10 protein-coding genes are annotated in these 21,055 nt (G+C 53.9%); 6 read left to right on the forward strand and 4 right to left on the reverse strand.

From position 1 onward, the window contains the following. The 4 genes from BM191_RS07580 to BM191_RS07595 form a co-directional block, all read left to right on the forward strand. Nucleotides 1-1,869, forward strand: a 1,869-nt coding sequence (locus tag BM191_RS07580; RefSeq protein WP_143088804.1) for a thioesterase domain-containing protein, incomplete at its 5' end; no start/stop codon positions are given. Nucleotides 1,870-2,853: 984 nt separating this feature from the next. Beyond that, a complete protein-coding gene (locus tag BM191_RS07585; protein ID WP_092877221.1) occupies nt 2,854-4,209 on the forward strand; it encodes a carbohydrate porin in 1,356 nt (451 codons plus the stop codon). Nucleotides 4,210-4,769: 560 nt separating this feature from the next. Beyond that, nucleotides 4,770-6,626 carry a PTS beta-glucoside transporter subunit IIABC gene (gene bglF, locus BM191_RS07590; RefSeq protein WP_092876788.1) on the forward strand — a complete coding sequence of 619 codons (1,857 nt, stop codon included), beginning with the start codon at nt 4,770-4,772 and terminating at the stop codon, nt 6,624-6,626. A 15-nt stretch (nt 6,627-6,641) separates the two neighbouring features. Then, nucleotides 6,642-8,036 carry a glycoside hydrolase family 1 protein gene (locus BM191_RS07595; protein WP_092876790.1) on the forward strand — a complete coding sequence of 465 codons (1,395 nt, stop codon included), beginning with the start codon at nt 6,642-6,644 and terminating at the stop codon, nt 8,034-8,036. A 400-nt stretch (nt 8,037-8,436) separates the two neighbouring features. Here BM191_RS07595 and BM191_RS07605 read toward each other — a convergent pair whose 3' ends face one another. Both BM191_RS07605 and BM191_RS07610 read right to left on the reverse strand, forming a co-directional pair. After that, nucleotides 8,437-8,739, reverse strand: coding sequence for a type II toxin-antitoxin system RelE/ParE family toxin (locus BM191_RS07605; protein WP_092876794.1), 303 nt, complete (start codon nt 8,737-8,739; stop codon nt 8,437-8,439). Next, on the reverse strand, nt 8,736-9,020 hold the full coding sequence (locus BM191_RS07610; protein ID WP_092876798.1) for a damage-inducible protein J: 285 nt from the start codon (nt 9,018-9,020) through the stop codon (nt 8,736-8,738). The genes BM191_RS07605 and BM191_RS07610 overlap by 4 nt, the downstream gene beginning before the upstream one ends. 189 nt (nt 9,021-9,209) lie before the next feature. Here BM191_RS07610 and BM191_RS07615 point away from each other — a divergent pair, with 189 nt between their 5' ends. Further along, entirely contained in the window at nt 9,210-9,596 is a 387-nt protein-coding gene (locus BM191_RS07615) for a helix-turn-helix domain-containing protein (RefSeq protein ID WP_092877224.1), read from the forward strand. A 73-nt stretch (nt 9,597-9,669) separates the two neighbouring features. Further along, nucleotides 9,670-10,002 carry a SymE family type I addiction module toxin gene (locus tag BM191_RS07620; RefSeq protein ID WP_092876800.1) on the forward strand — a complete coding sequence of 111 codons (333 nt, stop codon included), beginning with the start codon at nt 9,670-9,672 and terminating at the stop codon, nt 10,000-10,002. A gap of 51 nt (nt 10,003-10,053) precedes the next feature. Here the strand turns inward: BM191_RS07620 and BM191_RS07625 are convergent, their stop codons facing one another. Continuing rightward, nucleotides 10,054-10,515, reverse strand: a complete 462-nt coding sequence (locus BM191_RS07625) for a hypothetical protein (protein WP_092876802.1) — start codon at nt 10,513-10,515, stop codon at nt 10,054-10,056. Further along, a complete protein-coding gene (locus tag BM191_RS07630; RefSeq protein ID WP_092876804.1) occupies nt 10,512-21,020 on the reverse strand; it encodes a hemagglutinin repeat-containing protein in 10,509 nt (3,502 codons plus the stop codon). The genes BM191_RS07625 and BM191_RS07630 overlap by 4 nt, the downstream gene beginning before the upstream one ends. Nucleotides 21,021-21,055: the final 35 nt, after the last annotated feature.

The following is a 21,055-nucleotide window of genomic DNA, read 5'->3' on the forward strand; positions in this document are numbered from 1 at the left end:
ACCGAAACCGCGCTCGCCGCGGTATGGTGTGAACTGCTGGGCCTGACGCAGGTGGGACGCCACGACAACTTCTTCGAACTCGGTGGTCATTCACTGATGGCGGTTAAACTGTTAACGCAGATGGCAAAAGCGGGATTAGAAACGACCCTGGCAACGCTTTTTACCAACCCAATATTGTGTCAACTTGCCAGCGCGTTAACAAAGCCCGGCGATCTGACAACGTCTCTTTTAGAAGAGAACCCTGTTCCTCTTAAAATCAGTGGCAATGAATCTCCCCTGTTTCTTCTGCATGAACCCTCTGGCGATCCGCTGGTTTATTCTGCTTTAGCTGAAAAACTGACTATAAATCGCCCTGTCTATGCACTTCAGGCGCTGGGATTGCACACTATTGATTCGGCGCCTGAAACATTAGAAGAACTCGCCAGCGGCCATCTGAAAGCAATATGCAGCGTTCAGCCTGTCGGCCCTTATTATCTTGCCGGATGGTCTCTGGGCGGCATTATAGGTTATGAAATAGCCTGTCAACTCGTTATGAGGGGCGAAAAAGTAGCGTACCTGGGAATGATAGACTCCTTCAATCCGGCTCTGATAAAGAGTGATCACTCAGGGACATCGAGTGAATTATCCATCAGAGACGACATCATTTTTAGCTTTATCCACCGTTTTGTTCCAAACAATCAGAAACATATTTTAGAAGAGGTGTGCCGACCGATAGATATAGAAAAATTGTTCGATTTATGCCTTCGCTATAAATGGCTCCCATCAAATTTCTCTTTTGATGATTTACTATTACGATTAGATACAGCCCTCTATATAAGACGTTTAGGTTTGAACTATGTGCCCCGCCAATCAGAAGTGAACGTTGATCTCTACATCGCCAGTGATAAAAACGATGCCGACCTATGGCGAGGATGGAGACCGTTAATCAATAAGGGATCATCGATTCATCTTATCGGAGGAACGCATAATTCAATCATGCAGATGCCATTACTCAAAAAACTGGCAAAACAGATATCCTGTGAATTATCCCCACGTAAAAATTACCATCCTTTAGTAACACTACGCGACGGAATGACTGACGCAACGCCTATGTTTTGCATTCCGGGAGCCGGAGCCTCGGCAATTAGCTTTCTGGAATTTGCAAACACCGACTTGTATAAAGGCGCTATCTACGCTTTTCAAGCTCCTAGCTTAGATGATTCTGATATCAAACCCTATAAGACGATAGAAGAAACAGCGAGTGATTATATAGAAGCGATGATCAAACACTGCCCTTACGGCCCATACCGAATAGTGGGTCATTCTTTCGGGGGTTGGGTAGCGTTTGAAATGGCATTACAGTTGCAAGCTTTAGGGGAACCGGTTTCAGATCTAGTGATACTCGATAGCCGAGCGCCCGGGGTCAGAAATGAAGACAGTACATTATTCGATCGCACTGATACAATAATCAAGCTGATCAAGATTTATAATCTTATGCCAGGGTGTAACTTGCCAGTAGACGAAGGAATGCTTATTGCATCTGATAAGGGAGAGCAAGTTAACGTACTGTATAAGGCGTTAATTCATTGCGGTATTTTTACCGAAAAAACATCACTCTCTTCTTTGGAGAGGATTCTGGATGTGATGCAGGAAAATATGAATACCCGCTATCTTCCGTCCTCTTCTTATAACGGGAAAATGCTACTCATTAACGCGATAGATTCAGATGTCAGGCAACGAGAGGAAAACGAAAAAAACTGGAAGAAATATGCAAAAAAAATAGAGGTAATACATACCGATGGAAACCATATGTCCATGTTGAAAACACCTCAGGTTATAAAGCTGATTGAAATATTACATAATGCGTATAGCAAATCAGTAACTGGCTGATTGCCCGCTCTTCGTTTCGGCAATATACGCAAAGATATAGTGATATCTTTGCGTATTCTTTCCGCTGCCGATTGCTCGTGGTGACATATCTTTGACGGAAGTAACAAATACGCCGTCAGCCTGGGGGGAGTAGGTCATCGATAATGAACAGCCCGTTGAGTTACAAAACACACCACCTTACCCGTTTGCTAAGCCGGTCAGCGTTGCCGACAACAGAGCCTGGATAACAGGTCAGATACTGCACAGAAGCTTAAGGGAAGGTTCGAGGATGAAAGCCGGACGAATCCTCTTTTAGCGTAATCCGACGACATGACGAATGGCGCTATCACGCACGTCTGGCGAGCTTGTAGAGTGTGGTGCTGCGGCCTGTGATGCTGAAGCCGTATCCGATCGCTGAAAACTGCAGGTGAGAATTAATGCTGCACGCCCTCAGAATTTTTGATCGCGCCACGGCTGGGCTTAAATCCGAAAGAATGGACAGAGAATGATAACCGTCGAGAGATCCTAAACCCTGAACGGCGTATCCAGGGAATCAACACGTGAGAAAAAGAGAACGATGGCCCCCATTTTTCATGATGACGGATCGGTTGAGCAGTCTTTTCACCTCGCATTTTCAACTGACGCTTTCGGAAACGTCTCCTCATCAATCGGCTGGTGTAAATAGCAATCCTTCCCTGAAATCCCTTCCATTCGACCCCTCACCATTAAGGCGCCCCGTATTGTGCGTCCCGATACGCTGTTTTTAAACAAAAGTGTTAAGCGAGTCACGTATATTTCCAATAACACTTCAGATAAACATCAAGAATGGTAAGGTTCATTCAGTTTGTATTCAGGATTGTTACTGGTTAACAGGCAAAACCTGAACGTTTTATGGCTGAAGCCATGAGGCGTTCAGGTTTTTTTTTGCCCAAAAAAATAGACCAGGATGACGTGCAAAAAATTTATCGCTTATTTTTTCCAACAAGGACGCTCACCAGGACGCTTATGAAAAATATAAATATTCACTATAAACTGTATGTACTTGCTTTATTGACGTTCTCCCCGCTTTCAGTCGCGCAGGATTGGAATGGAACGGTACTCGGTTTTGAAGCCCCACCAAAGCCGGTTCTGGGCGATATGCTCGGCATTCGTCACATTCTTAATGATAACGGGTTTACGTACAATCTCGCCTACCTGAATGAAATCGGCTGGAACGGCGGCGGCGGTTACAATCACGATCGCCATGTGGCTTACATCGATCAGTTTTCGCTGACTTTCAACCAAGATCTGGAGCGCTGGACGGGCATTCCCGACGCACGCATCGAAGGGAATATCGTCAACCGTAACCACAATGACAACCTCACCACTAAACGCCTGCAGGATCCCCGCGTCAATTTCAACGATCTGTCACAGGAGAGCTGGGGCGGGCAATCCATCACCCGTCTGGGATGGTTGACCTTTGCGCGCAGCTTTGACGATCGGCGTCTCACCTGGCGTGTCGGCATGATGAACAAAGTACAGACCTTTGACCAGATCATCCCATGTGACTTCCAGCTGCTCTCTCAGTGCGGCGGCAAATCCGCCAATGCGCTCACCTGGAACAACTGGAACGTTCATACCTGGGGTACCACGCTGGAATATAAAGTGACGCCAACCGTCAGCCTGAAAGGCGGCGTGATGGAGCAGAATCCGAATGCCGCCAGCCGTAGCCATGCATGGAGCTGGTCGACGAAAGGCAGCAAAGGGATATTACTCCCGGTCGAAATCGAAGCGCGTCCGCTCATCAACGGTCTGCCCGGTGCCTATAATCTGGGCGTAGTGTTCACTAACGCATCACAAACAGACCTCTTTCGCGGAAAATCCGGCCAGGCGGGGGCAACCGACCCGGACGGTTACAAGAAGCACAACCACACCTGGTTTATGTACGCCGGGATGAACCAACAGCTGACGCAACATCAGGACGATCCAAACCGCGGACTGAGTACCTCTTTCAGCATGAGCCTTGCCAATCAAAGCACCAACTATATACACCAGGTTTACGCCGCCTCACTGCGTTACCGCGGACTGTTTGACGCGCGACCGGAGGACTGGATTGGCTTCGGACTGACCTGGACGGAGATGAGCAACCAGTATGCCCGTAATCAGCGCTATTTGAACAGGATTAACGGGGTGAGTGACTACAGCAATCCGGCGTATCATCCGGTCCCCGGTCATTCCGTGAGCGGTGAGTTTTACTATCGTTTACGCCCGGTGTCATGGCTTGAGCTACAGCCGGGCATTCAATACTGGCATCATCCCGGCGGCGTATCCCGCACCCAGGATGCCTGGGTAACGGAGTTGAAAACCATCGTGACCTTTTGATATCAGCATAGCAGCGACGATGGTCATGGCTTTTTTACCCGTGGTAAATTGGAATTACGAATAAAATCAATAGAATACCCGGATTAGATTTTTACCGTTTCAACAGGCAGAATCTGATTTTTCTGGCATCTTACGAAGGAATCCGAGCCGGTCCAGGAAGTACGACCAGTATCACCAGACGCCTTAACGTCGAAGGAGCAGGAACGGAGCACAGTTTATCGTAGTGCCGCTGCTTGCCTGGCATCTGAACAGCGAAATGTCAGGGTGGAGATATGTAACCGGAGGACACTGACGATCATTCTGCGGACGAACACCCCCCGCTGGCGTGCGACGAAGCGTTACTCAGTCATCAGCGCGAGCTGATGACTGACAAATTAAAAAAATGATACTCCTCGCCACTATTCCGAACGGATGAGGAGAAAGAGGCATTAAGCCTCAACGATGGATTGTTACTGCATAGTGCAGGCAAAACCTGAGTGCGGCCTTTGAAAGAGGGACGCCTCGGGTTTTTTTATGCTCAGTCACCAGGTGCCTGCGAGCATCGAAGTAAGGAAATCAACATGGAATACCAGGATTTAGCGAAGGATATTCTCGCCCACGTGGGCGGAAAAGAGAACATAGTTAGTCTTGTACACTGCGCCACCCGGCTTCGCTTCAAACTGAAAGAAAACCAAAAAGCGGATGCCACAGGACTGAAAAAAAATCCGGGCGTCATCATGGTGGTCGAAAGCGGCGGTCAGTTCCAGGTGGTGATTGGTAACCACGTACACGACGTCTGGCTGGCAGTGCGCCACGAAGCCGGGCTTACCGATGACACGCCCACCGGGGAAGATAAAGGCGAAAAGGATAATCTGCTGGGTCGCCTGATCGACATCGTCTCCGGGATATTTACCCCGTTTATCAGTATCCTGGCAGCCTCCGGTATTCTGAAAGGGCTGTTGGCGCTGGCGGTCGTCTGCGGCTGGCTCACGACCGACAGCGGCACCTATAAAATCTGGTTCGCCGCCAGCGATGCGCTGTTCTTCTTTTTCCCGCTGGTGCTGGGCTACACCGCAGGTAAGAAGTTCGGCGGCAATCCGTTTATCACCATGGTGATTGGCGGGGCGCTGACCCATCCAATGATGATCGCTGCATTTAACGCCAGCCAGCAGCCGGGGGCGGTTCCGGAGGCGTTTCTCGGCATTCCGGTGATCTGGTTTAACTACAGCTCGTCGGTGATCCCTATCATTCTCGCCGCGTGGGTCAGCTGCTGGCTGGAAAAACAGAGTATGAAGCGGCTGCCTTCCTCAATGAAAAACTTCTTTGCACCTCTGATCTGTATAAGCGTGACCGTACCGCTGACCTTTCTGGTGATTGGCCCGCTGGCGACCTGGATCAGCCAGCTGCTGGCAAACGGCTATCAGTGGATTTACATGCTGGCCCCGTGGCTGGCGGGAGCAGCCATCGGCGCACTTTGGCAGGTTTGTGTCATTTTCGGCCTGCACTGGGGTCTGGTACCACTGATGATGAATAACATTGCGGTACTGGGTCATGACTCCATGCTGCCAATGTTACTACCTTCGGTGTTCGGGCAGGTCGGTGCGGCGCTGGGGATCTTCCTGCGTAGCCGCGATACACGTCAGAAAATGCTGGCCGGCTCGTCCGCCGCAACAGGCGTTTTCGGTATCACTGAACCGGCGGTATACGGCGTCAACCTGCCGCTGCGTCGCCCGTTTATCTTTGGCTGCGTGGCGGGCGGCATCGGCGGGGCGATCGTAGGCTTCAGCAATGCCCATGTTTACTCGTTCGGCATTCCCAATATTTTTACCATCGCCCAGATGATTCCACCGGGCGGCGTAGACGCCTCGCTATGGGGTGGCATTATCGGAGCCATGATAGCGCTGGTGCTGAGCTGTGGCCTGACGCTGGTGGCCGGTCTGCCTGCACGCGATGCAAAAGAGAGCGCAGCGCCCGCGACCGTGGGTGATAACGACGTGCTCTCCCCAATGACCGGCACCGTTATGGCACTCGACCAGGTGCCAGATGCCACCTTCGCCAGCGGTCTGCTGGGCGACGGTGTCGCTATCATTCCATCCGATAACCGGGTAATTGCTCCCTTTGCTGGAGAAGTCGCTTCTCTGTTCAAGACCAGACACGCCATCGGCTTGCTTAGCAACTGCGGGATCGAAGTGTTAATCCACGTGGGAGTCGACACCGTGAAGCTCGACGGCAAACCGTTTACCGCCCACGTCAGGGTGGGTGACAAGGTGCAGCCGGGAGACCTGCTGCTGGAGTTTGATCGTCAGGCGATTATCGATGCCGGATACGACCTGACAACCCCGATTATTATCAGTAACAGCGACGAGTATCGCGAGGTAGCGACCGTGGCGGCAGGGACCGTCAACGCCGGCGAGCCGTTACTCAGCGTAAACCATTAATAACAGGAGAACATGATGAAAACTTTCCCGGATAATTTTTTATGGGGCGGCGCAGTTGCCGCCAACCAGGTTGAAGGCGCATACCAGGAGGAGGGTAAAGGACTTTCAACCTCTGACGTCCAGTCACAGGGGATATTCGGCCCGGTCACCGAGCGCGTAGCGGGTGACAGCGGCATCAAGGACATCGCCATTGATTTCTACCACCGCTACCCGGAAGACATCAAACTGTTTGCCGGAATGGGCTTTAGCTGTCTGCGCGTCTCAATTGCCTGGACGCGTATCTTCCCGAACGGCGACGAGCAGCAGCCAAACGAAGCAGGCCTGGCGTTTTACGACAGGCTGTTTGACGAGCTGGCCGCACATGACATCACCCCAATGGTAACGCTGTCGCACTACGAAATGCCGTGGGGGCTGGTTAATCAATACGGCGGCTGGGGAAGTCGCCAGACCATCGGTTTCTTTGAACGCTATGCCCGCGCCGTGTTGGCACGTTATAAAGAGAAGGTGAAGCTCTGGCTGACCTTCAACGAAATCAACATGTCGCTGCACGCACCAATGACCGGTGTCGGCCTGCCGGAAACCAGCAGCAAAAGTGAAGTATACCAGGCTATCCACCATCAGCTGGTAGCCAGCGCCCTGGTTGTGAGAGCCTGCCACGAGATTATTCCCGACGCCAGAATCGGTAATATGCTGCTGGGCGGGCTGATGTATCCGCTGACCTGCAAACCAGAGGATGTACTGGAAGCGCTGCAGCAAAACCGCGCCTGGCAGTTCTTCGGTGACGTGCAGTGCCGGGGTTCCTACCCAGGCTATATGCTGCGCTTCTTCCGCGATAACGGCATCCAGATTGATATTACCGACGCCGACCGCGAGGCGCTGAAGTCAACCGTCGATTATATTTCATTCAGCTACTACATGACCGGCTGCGCGACTGCGGATGACGCGCTGAACCAGCAATTGCGCGGCAACATCCTGAGCATGGTACCAAATCCCCACCTGGCAAGCTCCGAGTGGGGCTGGCAGATTGATCCGCTCGGCCTGCGTACCCTGCTGAACGTGCTGTGGGATCGCTATCAAAAGCCGCTGTTCATTGTCGAAAACGGTCTGGGCGCGAAGGATAAGCCGGATGCAGACGGCGTGGTACAGGATGATTACCGTATCAGCTATCTTAACGATCACCTGGTACAGGTGCGTGAAGCGATTGACGATGGTGTTGAGGTGATGGGATATACCAGCTGGGGACCGATTGACCTGGTCAGTGCATCCAAAGCTGAGATGTCCAAACGTTACGGTTTTATTTACGTTGATCGCGATGACAGCGGAAAAGGCACCTTAGCCCGCAGCCGTAAAAAGAGTTTCTGGTGGTATAAAGAGGTGATTGCCACCAATGGGGAATCGCTCAAAGAGTAATTGTTCTGTGTATCTGTAGGTGGGGCGCGCCGCTGCAGCGCCCGCATTTCATGGGGCCTGTCCCCCTATTTTTCACTTCCACAGGCAGTATTGCCCCGCGACACCGGGGCATGACTACCCCCACCAAACGTTACGGTACATTCTCCGTTGCTGTCAGCCAGGCTACCGGGCCGCACTGTCGATGTTTATCACTGAGGCTAACCGGTAAGTTTTACATAATAGCCGGCATTATGGTTAATGGCCGGGTAACGGCCATGGCGGACTTTTATATTGCAGGTTGCCCGTGCCGCTGCACGGCCATTGACCCCCGCGCGCACCGCACCCGATGAAGGCAGATCTCGGCAGGGACGCCGCGCTCTGCCGTGCACGGAACAACGCAACTGACAGAGACGCTCCGCTATCATCTGCTGTAACGGCCCGCTATTTTGCGGGAGGTATGCAGGACCCGCAGGATACGAACCACTGTCTCTTCTGCTACATAGGTGATGTTAAACGGGAAGTGAGGCACAACCAGCTTACGCCGTTTTACGGTTCTCCCGGCTTCAACGCCTGCCTGCGGATTTTCGCTGAGGATACCGATCATACTGACGAGCTTGTCATCTGTTGCGCTGGCGACCAGAAGGCCTGCTTCCTGATACAGATAGCGGAAGATGGTTTCTCTGTCCTCCTGCGCCTGTATTTCCCACTGAACATCTGATTTCAGAGCTTACCCCGCTCTGCCTGCGCTTTCAGCTCATTCATGCGGCTGTTCATTTCATCATTGCTGATGAACTGGCTTTCACCTGCATCATAACGACTGAACGCCTGACTTATCTGCTGTTCCAGCCAGACATCATGTTTGCCGTCCTGATATTGCCGTTCTTCTGCCGCCAGTTCTTCAGCACGCTGACGCATAAGTTCTGTCAGGCTTATCTTCTGACGCTCTGCTGCCTGCATCGCCAGCCGCTTGGTTTCATCGTCTATTCTGAAGTGGATTGTGCTCATTCCCTCGTGCCTTTTGTGGTGTTGATTGTGGTGTTGATTGTGGTGTTGATTGTGACCGATATTTCCAGGCCTGCCAGGTTTATCTTCCCGCTGCTCCGCCGGATGCGTGCCGGCATGGACCGCCTGAAGCGCGGTGATGCTCACATCGGAGTATTGTCAACAGCGTTATTCAGAACAAGGAGTATCATCATGGCAACACTCACACGACAGCAACGTAATGCCATGAACACCAGAGATGAACACTTCTTCAGAGAGATGGGAGCCAGGATCGCGTTGGCAAGGAAGGCGCTGCAACTGACCCAGCAGCAGCTGGCAGAACAGTTAGGGATCGCCCAGCAAACAATGGCGCACTATGAAGGCGGACGGCTCAAGGTTTCGGCTTCACTGCTGCCCCAACTGGCACAGATCCTTAACCTGTCACTGGATGAACTGTTGGGTCTGCCAGTCAGGCGTGCAACGAAGCGCGGCCCGGCCTCGCGGCTTGAACAACAGATAGACGTGATCCGCCAGATGCCGGTGACGAAGCAGAAGTTTGTCTCTGAGATGCTGGATAACGTGATTGGTAAAACGGAGTAGTTAACAGACGCGGAACCAGGGTGCTTCGAACACCCCGGCCCGCTGACCACAACAACTAAGCGAGGTAGTTATTATGGCTGAACATGATACTAAGCCAGAAGTGGCTGTAACTGAAGCGCCACAGGCGGTAAGTCACTGTGAGATTTACGATGTGGTGGAATTTGGCGAGGTGCGGCTGCGCGGTGGCTGGATGGCAGAAGCGGGATTTACCGACGGAATGCCGGTTAAAATCCGCGTGATGCCGGGCTGCGTTGTCGTCACCCTTCAGGATATGCGCGAACTGTGGGGCTGCATTGAAGGGCTGAGCGTGACGCGCTTTAACCGCAAAAAGGTCAGTGCCTGGCTGAAGGATTTTCCGGGGGCGCTGAACCAGGACTGGCAGATGCCGGAGATTACGCGGCGGTAGGCGGTCAGAGACAGAGAACGATCCCGGCCACAAAGGGCCGGGGTTTTAAGCTTATTCTGTTCTACAGATAAAAATCGGTTGCTGATATTCGTCAATAGATTTTATATCTATATACGGAGTTTCTTCATTTCTGAGTGTATGGAGTTTTATTACTGCATCTAATTCTCCATCGAAATCATCGAAGATGACAATAACTTCAAATTTCTTTGATTCCATTTTTTTTAATTTACCAATAATTCCCTCTGCAAAATTGACTGCAATAGATGCAATATCTTTCTTTATATAATCACTGATCCGCAATTCATTATAAAAGCACTCCTGCTCAGTTTTATCAAAGAAGTTCCCATCATTTTCATTTGTATCAATAGGTTGGGTTGATCTGAAAAATATACACTCGTTCGAGTGAATGACGAAACCTTCGTCTATTAAACACAGTAGCTTGTTTGGCAAAGAAAATGAACTGGTTAGGTTGTTCGCAATCTTTGTACTGAACTCTTTATTAAAAATAATCATTTCTCACCTAAGTATTGTTTCATGCCTTTATCAATGGCTTGTTTGAACTTAGAGTCTTCAAGTAATTTATTAACTGAAGATGGCGCGGGTATTTTATTCTTTGATGAGTCAAAGCTATAGAAGTTATTATTTTTAGGATCATAATAATATTTATTATTTTTGTTATCCTGATAGTGTACTTGACCCGGTCTTTGTCCAGGATTTGGATTTTCAACATCGATACGTTCTTTTCCTACACCTTTCCATATAGTTTTACTTGGAACTTTCACTCCATTAGCTCCGAGCATGTTTCCATCTGCCAGATAAGCCAAATCATCCCTATTCGGCCCATCCGGGATTGGGGTGACTGTCGTATTTCCGCCAGTATCCGGCGCACCGCTGCTGTTTCCGGTATGGCTGGCTCCGTTGCTGTCACGCTGGTCGGGCGTGATCAGCGTGGTGCTCTGGTTCTCTTCCGGAGCCGGATTTTCCAGCTTACCGCCGGTTGGGTCTTTATCTGCAACGGGTAGCGATGTATGCCCCGGTCCCCGCGTTCCGTCACGGGTTCCATCACGCACCGCGCACTGTTCACGCGTGCCTTCGCAGCCCCCGCCGCCTGCGTCCCAGTCTTCGCTGTCACTGTCGGCTCTGCCCTGTGCGTTATAACCCGCCGCACCTGCAGCAGCGGCTCCCGCTGCGCCTGCCTCACCCGGCAACACCGGGGGCGGCATGGGGATTGCCAGAAGATTATTCTCAACCGCATTCTTGTCAGTCTGCGCTGCCGTCACCGCTCCTGCAGTATCACCCGTCGCCAGCCCGCCTGCAAGCCCTGTCGCCAACTGACTCAGGGCGCTCACCTGCTGTTTCTGCTCTTCACTCAGCTGCTCTGCCGTTTTGCCCGGGAAAAGCTGGCCGGCAATATACCGCGCCGCCAGCTCACCCCCGCCGGCACCCAGTCCGCCCGCCAGCGCCGACTGGTTATTCAGCTGCGCGATTACTGCGCCCAGCACCGCATGCGCCATCGCATTGGCCACAACGTTCACTTCCTCGTTCTGCGAGTCGGTAGTCATTTCCTTGATTTTCGTTGCCAGGTACGGCGAGGCGCCGTTCGCCAGCGCGCCCGCGAGATTGTTGCCTGCCAGCGCCGTCAGTGCGCCCGTCACCGCCTGCGCCGCCTTCTGCAACGCGCTGCCGGTACCATATTCTTGCATCGCCTTCCGGTATTCCGGCGTTTCACGCAGCCTCTTTTCATCACCCTTCAGCGTCGGATTAGACTTCAACGCCGCCTCAAGCCCGTTAAGCTCTCCCTGTGTGCGGATAATATCCATCGCCTGACTACCGATTTCCCCAATCAGCTGCGCCTGTTTAAGCCTGTTCTGCTCCTTTTCCTTGTCAAAGATGGGGCTGATGCTGCCGGCATTAGCGTTATCCGTATCACGGTTAAGCTGGGTGATGTCTTGTTGCTGTTTGTCGGTGTCGCGAACTATCAACGTTCCCTCACTGACGCCGGCTTTTGTCGTGCCTTCGGCATGTCCGCTGTTGTTGGCCCCCGACAGCAGGCCGCCGGCCATGTTAGTCAGCAACTCCTTGCCCACCGGGCCGCCAGTACTGAAGCTGCCACCGCTGTGCGTCGCGCTGAAGTCCGCCTGGTTGTGGGTGTCCGTCCAGCCTAGCGTAGCGGTTTCCAGACGGTTCTTCTCTTTGTCAGCAGTGCTTGCAATCACCGCGCCATCCAATTGGGTATGTTCGCCGACCTTGATGTCAAAGCCGCCCTTGCCCGCAAACAACCCGGTCTGCTCTTTTACCGAGTCGAAGTTGCTGTGCAGCTTGTCCCGGCTGGCGCTGAGGTTGGCTGAGCCGGTCCCGGCGCCAATCGGCACGCTGACTCCGCCACTGACATTGCTCTGCTTCGCATCATAGCGGTCGCTGTCCTGCTGACTGCTGATCGTCAGGTTACCGCCGACGTCAGCGGTGATGTTATTCCCACTGACCTGGGCGCCGGCAAGCGTGGTATCTCGCCCGCTGTGCAGCTTCACTGTTCCGCCACTGTCCACCGTGGTCTCGTTCCATGTGGTGCCGTTGCCGCTCTCGCGCCCCTGGCCCTTATTGGCGTTGGCGAATATGCTCACTCCGCTGTTTTTACCCACCCCAACACTCACGCCCAGGCTGCCACCCCGGCTGCTGTTACTGCCGTCGGTTTTTTGCGTGTTGCCCGCGGCCGACAGAAACAGGTCGCGATTTGCGTCAAGCGTCGTATCCCCACCGGCCTTGAGCTGGCTACCGGTTATGCGAATGTCGCCGCTTTGCCCGGTGTGGTTTTTACCTGTTGCGGTAACCGACAGGTTTTGCCCGGCAGTGAGCGTACTGCCCTGCGACAGGCTGCTTTCGGTGTGCGTCTCGCTTTTGGACGACTGACTGCCCAACGAGGCACTGATGCCAAAGCCGGCGGCCTTTTCGTCACCCGTCAGATCACCCTTCGCCTGCGCCTGCGCGGCCTGTATGCCGGACAGCGCCGCCTTGGTGTTTTGCAGCGCGTTCAGGCGCCCGTCGCCTTCCTTTCTCGCCTGCTGCGCGGTGCTGACGGCGGTGTTAAGCGCGCTGCCCACCGTACCCGACAGCGCCACCGTAAAGCCGCTCTGTTTGGACTCAAATGTTTCCGTGCGGTTGTTGAGGTCGAAACCAGAATCAACAGAAACACTGTCGCCGCTCAGGTTAAGATCTTTACCCGCAATCAGATCCACGCCGCCGATGCGCAGTTTATTACCGGCGGTGATGCTGACATCGCCCTGGCTGCTGCCGATGGTGCTGAAGCTCTGACTCTGGACGACCTCATCCTCATTGACTTCATGCCGCGTTGACTGACTGCCAACCGTGAAACCAATGCCACCGCTGCCCATCAGGCCGCTCTTTTTCTTCTCTTCGAGCAGATAGTGATAACCGGTTTCAGTCGCAGCCGAGAGCTCAACGTTGTTACCCGCCTGCAAATCCACATTCTGGTCGGCGGCGATGGCTGAACCACGCACGCTAAGATCGTTTCCGGCATCGATACTGACGCTGTTGCCGCTTAACAGCGTTCCTTTTTCACGCGTCACACGATCGTCCTGCACCGTATGGCTGCTTTTCTTACTCAGGAAACCTTTCTTTTGAGAGCGCTCATCCAGATAGCGGGATTCACCTTCCGTCGCACTGTTGAGCGTGACATCATGCTTCGCCTGAAGGGCAATAGCGCCCAGCTCGCTGTGCAGGGTACTGCCGCTGACGCTGATATCCCCTGTGCGGGCAAGCGTTGTAATGCCGTCCTGCGCACTGAGCGTACTGCCGGTGGCGTCTTCTTTAGCCGTATTTTCAATGCGTGTGTGGTTCCCGTCACCCGAGCGCTCATTGTCGTAAGCAGTAGTCAAGCTCCGGGCTTCTTTTATGGTGACATTTTCCGCGCCAATACCAATGCCACCCGCTTTGCTGTCAATCTGCGCACCTTCAGCAAGCACATCGTTGCCCGCGATGATCGTCACGCCCTTGTCTCCCTCCAGCGTGCTGAGGTGCAATTGATCTTCTTTGCGGCTGTTGCTGACGGAAGTGACTTTACCGCTGGCTTCAAGATGGGTGCTGTTAGTCGTCTTATCGGCTAATAAGCGGACATCGCCGCCTGCCCGGACCGCCGTATTCCCTGCTGCCTGCGCCTGGCTGCCCTGCAGGGTTATATCTTTACCGGCGCTCATCATCAGGTTGCCGCCAGCGCTCAGCTCGCTTCCCCGGGACTGCTGCCATTCACCACTGACCCGTGCCATACGCTGGCCGGCTTCTTCAAATCCCTGGCGGGTGTCACGGTTACCCATCGCGCCTGAAATCACCTCAATATCCGCTTTGTGGCTACTTTTTGCGGCGCCTATCTCAAGGTTGTTACCCGCGCTGAGCGCCAGGTTATTCGTCGCACGAAGCGTCGCGCCCTGCAGGCGAATATCACTACCGCTCAGGCTGATATCACCCGCATTCATGCTGGCCTGCCGCAACGCATCCTGCAGATTAGTGCTCAGACTCAGGCTGTCCGCATGTACGTTGATGCTTTCTGCCTTAATATCACCGCTTTGATGAGTAAACTGTGAAGCATCAATCCCCAGCGCCCTGTCTGCCAGCAGGTTGCCGGCGTTAGTGACGCTGTTCGTTGAAAGCTGCAAATCGCCACCCGCGATCAGCGCACCATCCCCGGTGAGGCGCAGCGTGGACTGGGCCAGATAAACCTTAGGCACCAGGACGGCCTGCGTGCCACTCTCTGTATTGACCGTTTCGCTGACCAGCCAGACAATATCCTGCTGCAGAGCGGCAATCTGTTCGGGCGTTAATGCCACACCAGGAACCAGGCTGAAGTCCTGTGCCACTTTTACGCCATTATTCATCAGCGCCTGATATTGCGCCATCGCGTCTTCACCGTGTACCGATTGCCGTCCGGTCAGGCTCAGCACCTGGTCACGTACCAGCTTTTGTTCGTAGAAACCATCGCCCAGACGCTTATGTACGGCGGCCGGATCATAACCGACGCGCGCCAGCAGATAATCACTGCTGATAAACTGCGTCCGGCTGGTAAAGCGTGGGTCGGTGACGATCAGATAGGGACTGCCACTGGCCGGGACCTGACGGAACAGTGCGTTATTAGGGATCGCGGTCGCCACGTTAGCCAGATGCTGCCTGGCGGTAAAAGCTAACTCTGCCGGCAGTAGCGGACGCCCTAACGGAGAAGGCCGTTCTGAGGTGGCCTGACTGCCGGGTGAAAGTTGGGTATTCGCGGTCTGACTCTCTGCACCACTGACGCTGAAGGCCAGTGGGTTGCGCTCCCATTCCGCCCGCTCCGCGTCTACCGCCTTCAGCGCTGCCTCAGCGCTGCTGATTTGGGCCTGACTGACAGTGGTATTCGAAATGCGTGTTCCCGTGATGCTCACCTGACCGTTGCCGGAAAGGATGCTATCAATAGTTTGGATCGCCGTGGTGCCATCGTAATTAAACGTGGGATACCAGTGATTCGTATCTCTGTCATAGTGGTCCACGATGAATTCACTGCGGTGCTCATTGACCGAATAACCCCGGTTATCCACGCTGCCACCACCGTCAATCCCCAGATTGCCATTCGACGTGATAACGCTCGCATCGTTAAGTAACTGGCCGTTAACGTGCAGTGCCATATTGCCACCAGAAAGAATACGTGCGCCAGTTCCTTCCGAAATAAGCCGATCACGCGTCAGTGAACCTGTCACTGAGCGCTCACGGAAGTTACTGTAATCGGAAATAAACATCAGGTCATAACTACTGACGTGCTTTTGAGGGTCCCACTGTTCGATGCGCGGCTCGTCAGTGAATTCGCGCCATACGGTATTGTGATAAGGCGTAGGAACGCCACGGATTTGATTGAAACCAGCTGTCTGATAGAAAGTAACGTTATAAGTGCCATCAGAATTAGGCTTCAGAGATTCGTAACTCACCCAAAGTGAGATCAGACTATTTTTAGTTACATCCTTGACCAGAACTTGTGCGCGTTTATTTCCTGCATCGATCGCCGTTATTGTGCCGTACTTATTGTTATTGGCTTCATTATTATCATTAAAGGTAAGGCGCTGAGTAGTGGGCGCGAATGGCGTGGAATCGGTCATACTATCCGAACCATAGGAGCGCCAGTAATAATGATAGCGGTGCCATTTGTACGATTCAGACTCTGCATCACGGGCAATATTTAATCCAACGCGCTGATTGATTAAACGTTGCGCATTGATCGTCAGATCGCCGCCAGCTTCGATCGCACTCGCCTGATTTTCTATCAGATCGTTACTGCCCAGCTGCATATCACCGCTGCTGAAAAGTAGCGCGCCGTCACGATTAGTGAGACGCGCATCTCCTCTCAGGTTAAGCGACTGCGTCGCGGCAATCACGCCGCCCGCACCATAGTTATCAATGATACGCGCGTTAACGGTGATATCGTCGCCCATCACCGCGCCAGGATTGCTCAGTGTGTCAACGTTAAGCGTCATGTTGTCAGCTTCGACCCGACCATCGTTGGTAAACTGTCCGGACGTTACCTGCATGACTTTGCTTATCAGCGCCGCCTGATTGGTTAAATTTGCACTGCTGAGGTTCAGACCGCCAGACAGCAGCCAGTCGTTCAGGTTAGTAAACAGGCCAGCGACAGAAACAGTAAGCGTACCGTTACTGTTTAGGATGTCAGAGGCCCGCTGGATATAGTCTTGCTGCACGCTCAGGGTAAAATCCTGCTGGCTTTGCAGCCTTCCGCCCTGATTGTCGAGCGTACCGGCATTGACGTTCATCGTTGCGCCACTCTGCACTACGCCGTTCTGGTTCAGCAGGGCTAAGGCCGGAGCGCTAAAAGCAAGGCGGGCGAAACGGACGTTACCGACCGGGTTAATGGCGAGCGGGCCATCTGCTACGATACGGCCCTGGCGATTATCCAGCCGTGACAGACCCGCCAGCGTCAGCGCCCCCGCGCTTTGCAGGCTGCCCGCGCTATTGTTAACCTCGCTGGCCGTGATGCCGGTGCGCGTGGTGCCTAAAATCAGACCGCCATCGTGGTTGTCCAGTGTGCTGCCCAGCACATCCAGGGCTCCCTGACTGCTGATCGTTCCCCGGCTTGCATTATTAACCTGCGCCGCATTGATCATCAGATCCTGAGTTGAGACCAGCTGACCTGCCTGATTATTAATTGTCGTGCCGTTCAGCGTCAGACCACGCCCGCTGTGAATTTTGCCTTGCTGATTATTCAGTGTATCAATACCGTAAATGCCGTCTCCCTGGCTGATCAGCATTCCGCCCGCGTTGTCGAGTTGTGCGGCGTCGGCGTTAAGGTCGCCAAGACTGTTGATAGTACCCTGCTGATTATTAATAAGGCTGGCATTGAGTTGCTGAGTGCCGTTACTCCTTAAGGCGCCGCCCTGATTGCTAATGTCATCCGCGACAGTCAGCGTCAATTGCTGCTGACTGGTGACAGAGCCGGCGTCGTTTTGCAGCGACCGGGCATCCAGCGTCAGGTTTTCCCCGCTCTGAATATTACCCTGCTGGTTATCCAATTTTTCGCTGAGCAGAAGGTGCAGCTGTTTCTGGCTGTAGAGCAGGCCGTGTTGAGTATTGTCCAGCCGTTGTGACGCCAGGTTTAAAACGTCACCGGCCAGCCATTGCCCGCCAGCGTTGTTGATGGCCCCCGTTCTGGTACCGTTGTCATCACCGCGCGCGTCCAGCTGCGTCTGAGCGCTGATTTTTCCGGCGCGGTTGTCAATGCCCTGTGTCACTCTCATTGTCAGTGCTGACGCCGATTGTAATAATCCCTGCTGGTTATCGAGAGTGTTTGTGGTGAGCCATAATGACTGTTCGCTTTGCACACTGCCCAGCGCATTCGCAAACTGCCCGGTCGTCGCCCGCCATGTTCCCTGGCTCCCCATCCAGCCCTGCCCGTTCGCTATATCACCCGCCGTCAGCGTCTGTGATAGCCGGCTGAAAATATGCCCGTTTCGGTTGTCCAGCTGACCGATGAGGTGCATATCCAGGGTGCCAAGCGCATCAATCCTGCCCTGCTGATTGTTGAGGCTGTCTGCACGCAGGGTTGTCTGACCCGCGCCCTGCAACTGACCGTCCTGATTATTCAGGGCGTAAGTCAGATCGATGGCGAGGGCTTTCTGGCTCAGGACCAGCCCCTGCTCACGGTTGGTCAACTGTCCGCCCGATAAAGTGAGGTTACCGCCACTCTGTAGCGAGCCGTAATCATTACTGAAGAGACTTTGCGGGGTGCCACGCCAGATCAGATCATTCTGCGCAGTCAGCTTGCCTGCGCGGTTAATCACATCCCCGTTGCTGCCAAGCTGCAGCGCACCTCCGGACTGTAGCCTGCCGCCGGTGTTGTCAACATCGTTGGCAGCGACGAAAACGGCATGATCACCTTGTGCCGTTCCCTGCGTGTTGTTCCAGTCGCCCTGCGTACTGACATCAAGCGTATTGCCTGCCTCCAGCAAACCCAGATGATTATTCAGAGAGTGCTGAGCGCGCACAGTCAGCTGATTTTCGGCGATCACTTTCCCTTGGGTATTATCAAGCTGATCCGCATCGAGCCCGACGGTTATGGCGCTAATTTCACCGTCGCTGTTGTTCAGCAGGCCCCCGGTGGAAAGCTCCAGTTTATGACCTCCGGCAATCAGGCCCTGCGAGTTATCCAGCGCATCTTTCGCATCCAGGATGGCCGAGCGGGTACCCATGACCCGGCCATTGCCATTTTGCAGGGCCAGCGTACTCAGTTGCAGTTCACTGCCGCTGATCTCTCCGGCATGGTTGTTCACTTCGCCGGCCGTCTCCAGCATCAGCGCGTTATCTGACAATACTTTGCCCTGGTCGTTGTTAATCTCACCGGCAGAAAGATTTAAACGCGTACCGCTTTGTATCGTCCCCTCCTGATTGCTCAAGGTGCCATGCGTATGAATCTCCGCATCGTGATCGGCCGCGATAACACCCTGCTGATTGTCCAGGCCCTGCCGGGTATTGAGTACCAGATCCTGCTGGCTGGCGATCTGACCTTGTGTATTAGTGACTTGATGAGCCGTGATGTTTACTGCCTCACCGTTAATCATACCGGCTTGGTTAGTCAGTTTTTCTGCCTGCAGCGTGACCTTATTAACCGCCAGCAGCTTGCCATCGCGATTGTCGAGGGCATCAGTTGCGTCAACCTGCAGCGACAGCAGGCTTTTTACCGTTCCGGCCTGATTAGCGAGACTGCCGATGTTTAACGACAGATTGCCATTGCTGCCCAGCTCACCAGACTGGTTATCGAGCAGTCCGCTCACACGCCAGTGCTGATCGCTAACATCAAGCGCGACCAGCCTTCCATGCTGATTAGTCAGCGCCGCAGCATCAAAAAGGAGGCTCTGCGCTTCAATCGTTCCGCCGGTATTGTCGAGCTGACGCTTAAGCGCAAAGCGGCTCGCTCCGGAATCCGTCTGTGACCAGACCGCCTGCTGATTGAACAGATTGTCGGCATTAACTTCCCAGTTTCCCGCCCTGATCTCTGCCTGCCGGGCTTCAATATCACCCAGCGTGCTGATGTTCAGTTTTTGGCTGTCGATTTTTGCCTGTTTTAAGCCAACACCGCCTTTTTGCGCCGTCACCGTCGCCTGTTTTGCCGCCAGCTGTCCTGCGCCGAGATCCACCCGGTTACCCGACAGGGACAGATTTTTTTTCGTCAGCAGGCTACCGTTTGATTTCACGGTACCCTGGCTGCTCAAAGTCAGGTCCGCTTCCCGGATCAGCCTGCTGTTCACATCACTGCCAGCCAGCAGATGGCCGCTGTTTTCTATGCCGCCCGCCGCCGTCAGTTGAACCTCACCTGCGGCAGCCATCGTACCCGTCTGTCTGATATCGCCGCTGCGGCTCTGCACGATCAGTGTGCCGTCGCTGTGCAGTTTTCCGGCGTGATCGAGAGTGTCTCTGGCGACAAGCGTTATTGACTCGCCAGCCTGCGTGACCGCCTCTTGCGTGCCAGGTTGCCATTCCAGCCGCCCTTCGCTACTGACCGTCAGGGTTTTACCGGCCTGCAGTTGCCCCCCCTGGTTGCGCACACCCACCCCGGCCTCGGTACCAATCATACGGATCTGACCGCTATACATCCCGCCCATAGCGCCCATATCTATCGCCAGCTCAGGTTTTGTGCTGACCGGCGCATTGGAGGGCGTCACGGTATCACCGTCTGCGCCCACCGTATTTCTCCCGGCAACAACATTGATTCTCTTTTTTGCCCAGACACCCGCATTCACCTCGACGGCACGCGCCAGCACATCAACATATTCCGTGTCATGACGCGGATCCCCATTAAGCCCACCGCCTTCGATGCGTACCACGCCACGCTCCACCTGATAGCCCGCAATACTGCCATCTGCATTGAGCTGTGGTTTACCCGTGGTGAGGGTCATCCGGCCTGCGTTTATCGTTCCGCAGCCATTGCAGACAATACCGGAGGGGTTCGCGACGATGACCTGAGCGCGCCCCCCCGCCACTTCCATATAGCCACGAAGCTGGCTGGGGTTGGTGCTGTTGACTTCGTTCAGGATAACCCGGGCAGGCGCACTGCCGGGATTAAGGTTAGGGTTACCCTGTATCATACCGGCCATCTGGGTGGCGGTCATGACCGATGAGTTATTCAGGATCGCGCCTTTTTGATCGACGTCGAACTGGCGGTATTGATTATGGGAAATTCCCGCCTGGTTAGGTGCAGTGATATTGACCTGCGGCAGGCCATTTTGCGTGTTAATGACCTCAGGGCGCATACCTGCTGCGGCATTACTGTCGGCAACAATACCGGCCGCGAACGCCTGGTGATTAACGAATACCAGGCTCATCATCCATGCCAGGCGACGCAGGGTGACCCACACGCGAGCAGCGCCTGATCCGCGCGTCTGCCCTGGTTCACTACTGCAGCTGCGGGCAAGTTCAGAGACAACACGCAGTTCGCCGTGAGTACGGCTGAAAATGATACGGTAACGGTGTTTGTTCATATAATTCAGCCTCTCAAATCCATGAGGATGTCATC

Source organism: Izhakiella capsodis (genome assembly GCF_900115045.1).
GTDB classification, from domain to species: Bacteria; Pseudomonadota; Gammaproteobacteria; order Enterobacterales; family Enterobacteriaceae; genus Izhakiella; species Izhakiella capsodis.

Bases quoted from the DNA above. Each gene is read 5' to 3' on its own strand.
- BM191_RS07585 (WP_092877221.1), top strand. From the start codon at position 2,854: ATGAAAAATATAAATATTCACTATAAACTGTATGTACTTGCTTTATTG.
- bglF (WP_092876788.1), top strand. From the start codon at position 4,770: ATGGAATACCAGGATTTAGCGAAGGATATTCTCGCCCACGTGGGCGGA.
- BM191_RS07620 (WP_092876800.1), top strand. From the start codon at position 9,670: ATGGCTGAACATGATACTAAGCCAGAAGTGGCTGTAACTGAAGCGCCA.
- BM191_RS07630 (WP_092876804.1), bottom strand. From the start codon at position 21,020: ATGAACAAACACCGTTACCGTATCATTTTCAGCCGTACTCACGGCGAA.
- BM191_RS07610 (WP_092876798.1), bottom strand. From the start codon at position 9,020: ATGAGCACAATCCACTTCAGAATAGACGATGAAACCAAGCGGCTGGCG.
- BM191_RS07595 (WP_092876790.1), top strand. From the start codon at position 6,642: ATGAAAACTTTCCCGGATAATTTTTTATGGGGCGGCGCAGTTGCCGCC.
- BM191_RS07615 (WP_092877224.1), top strand. From the start codon at position 9,210: ATGGCAACACTCACACGACAGCAACGTAATGCCATGAACACCAGAGAT.
- BM191_RS07625 (WP_092876802.1), bottom strand. From the start codon at position 10,515: ATGATTATTTTTAATAAAGAGTTCAGTACAAAGATTGCGAACAACCTA.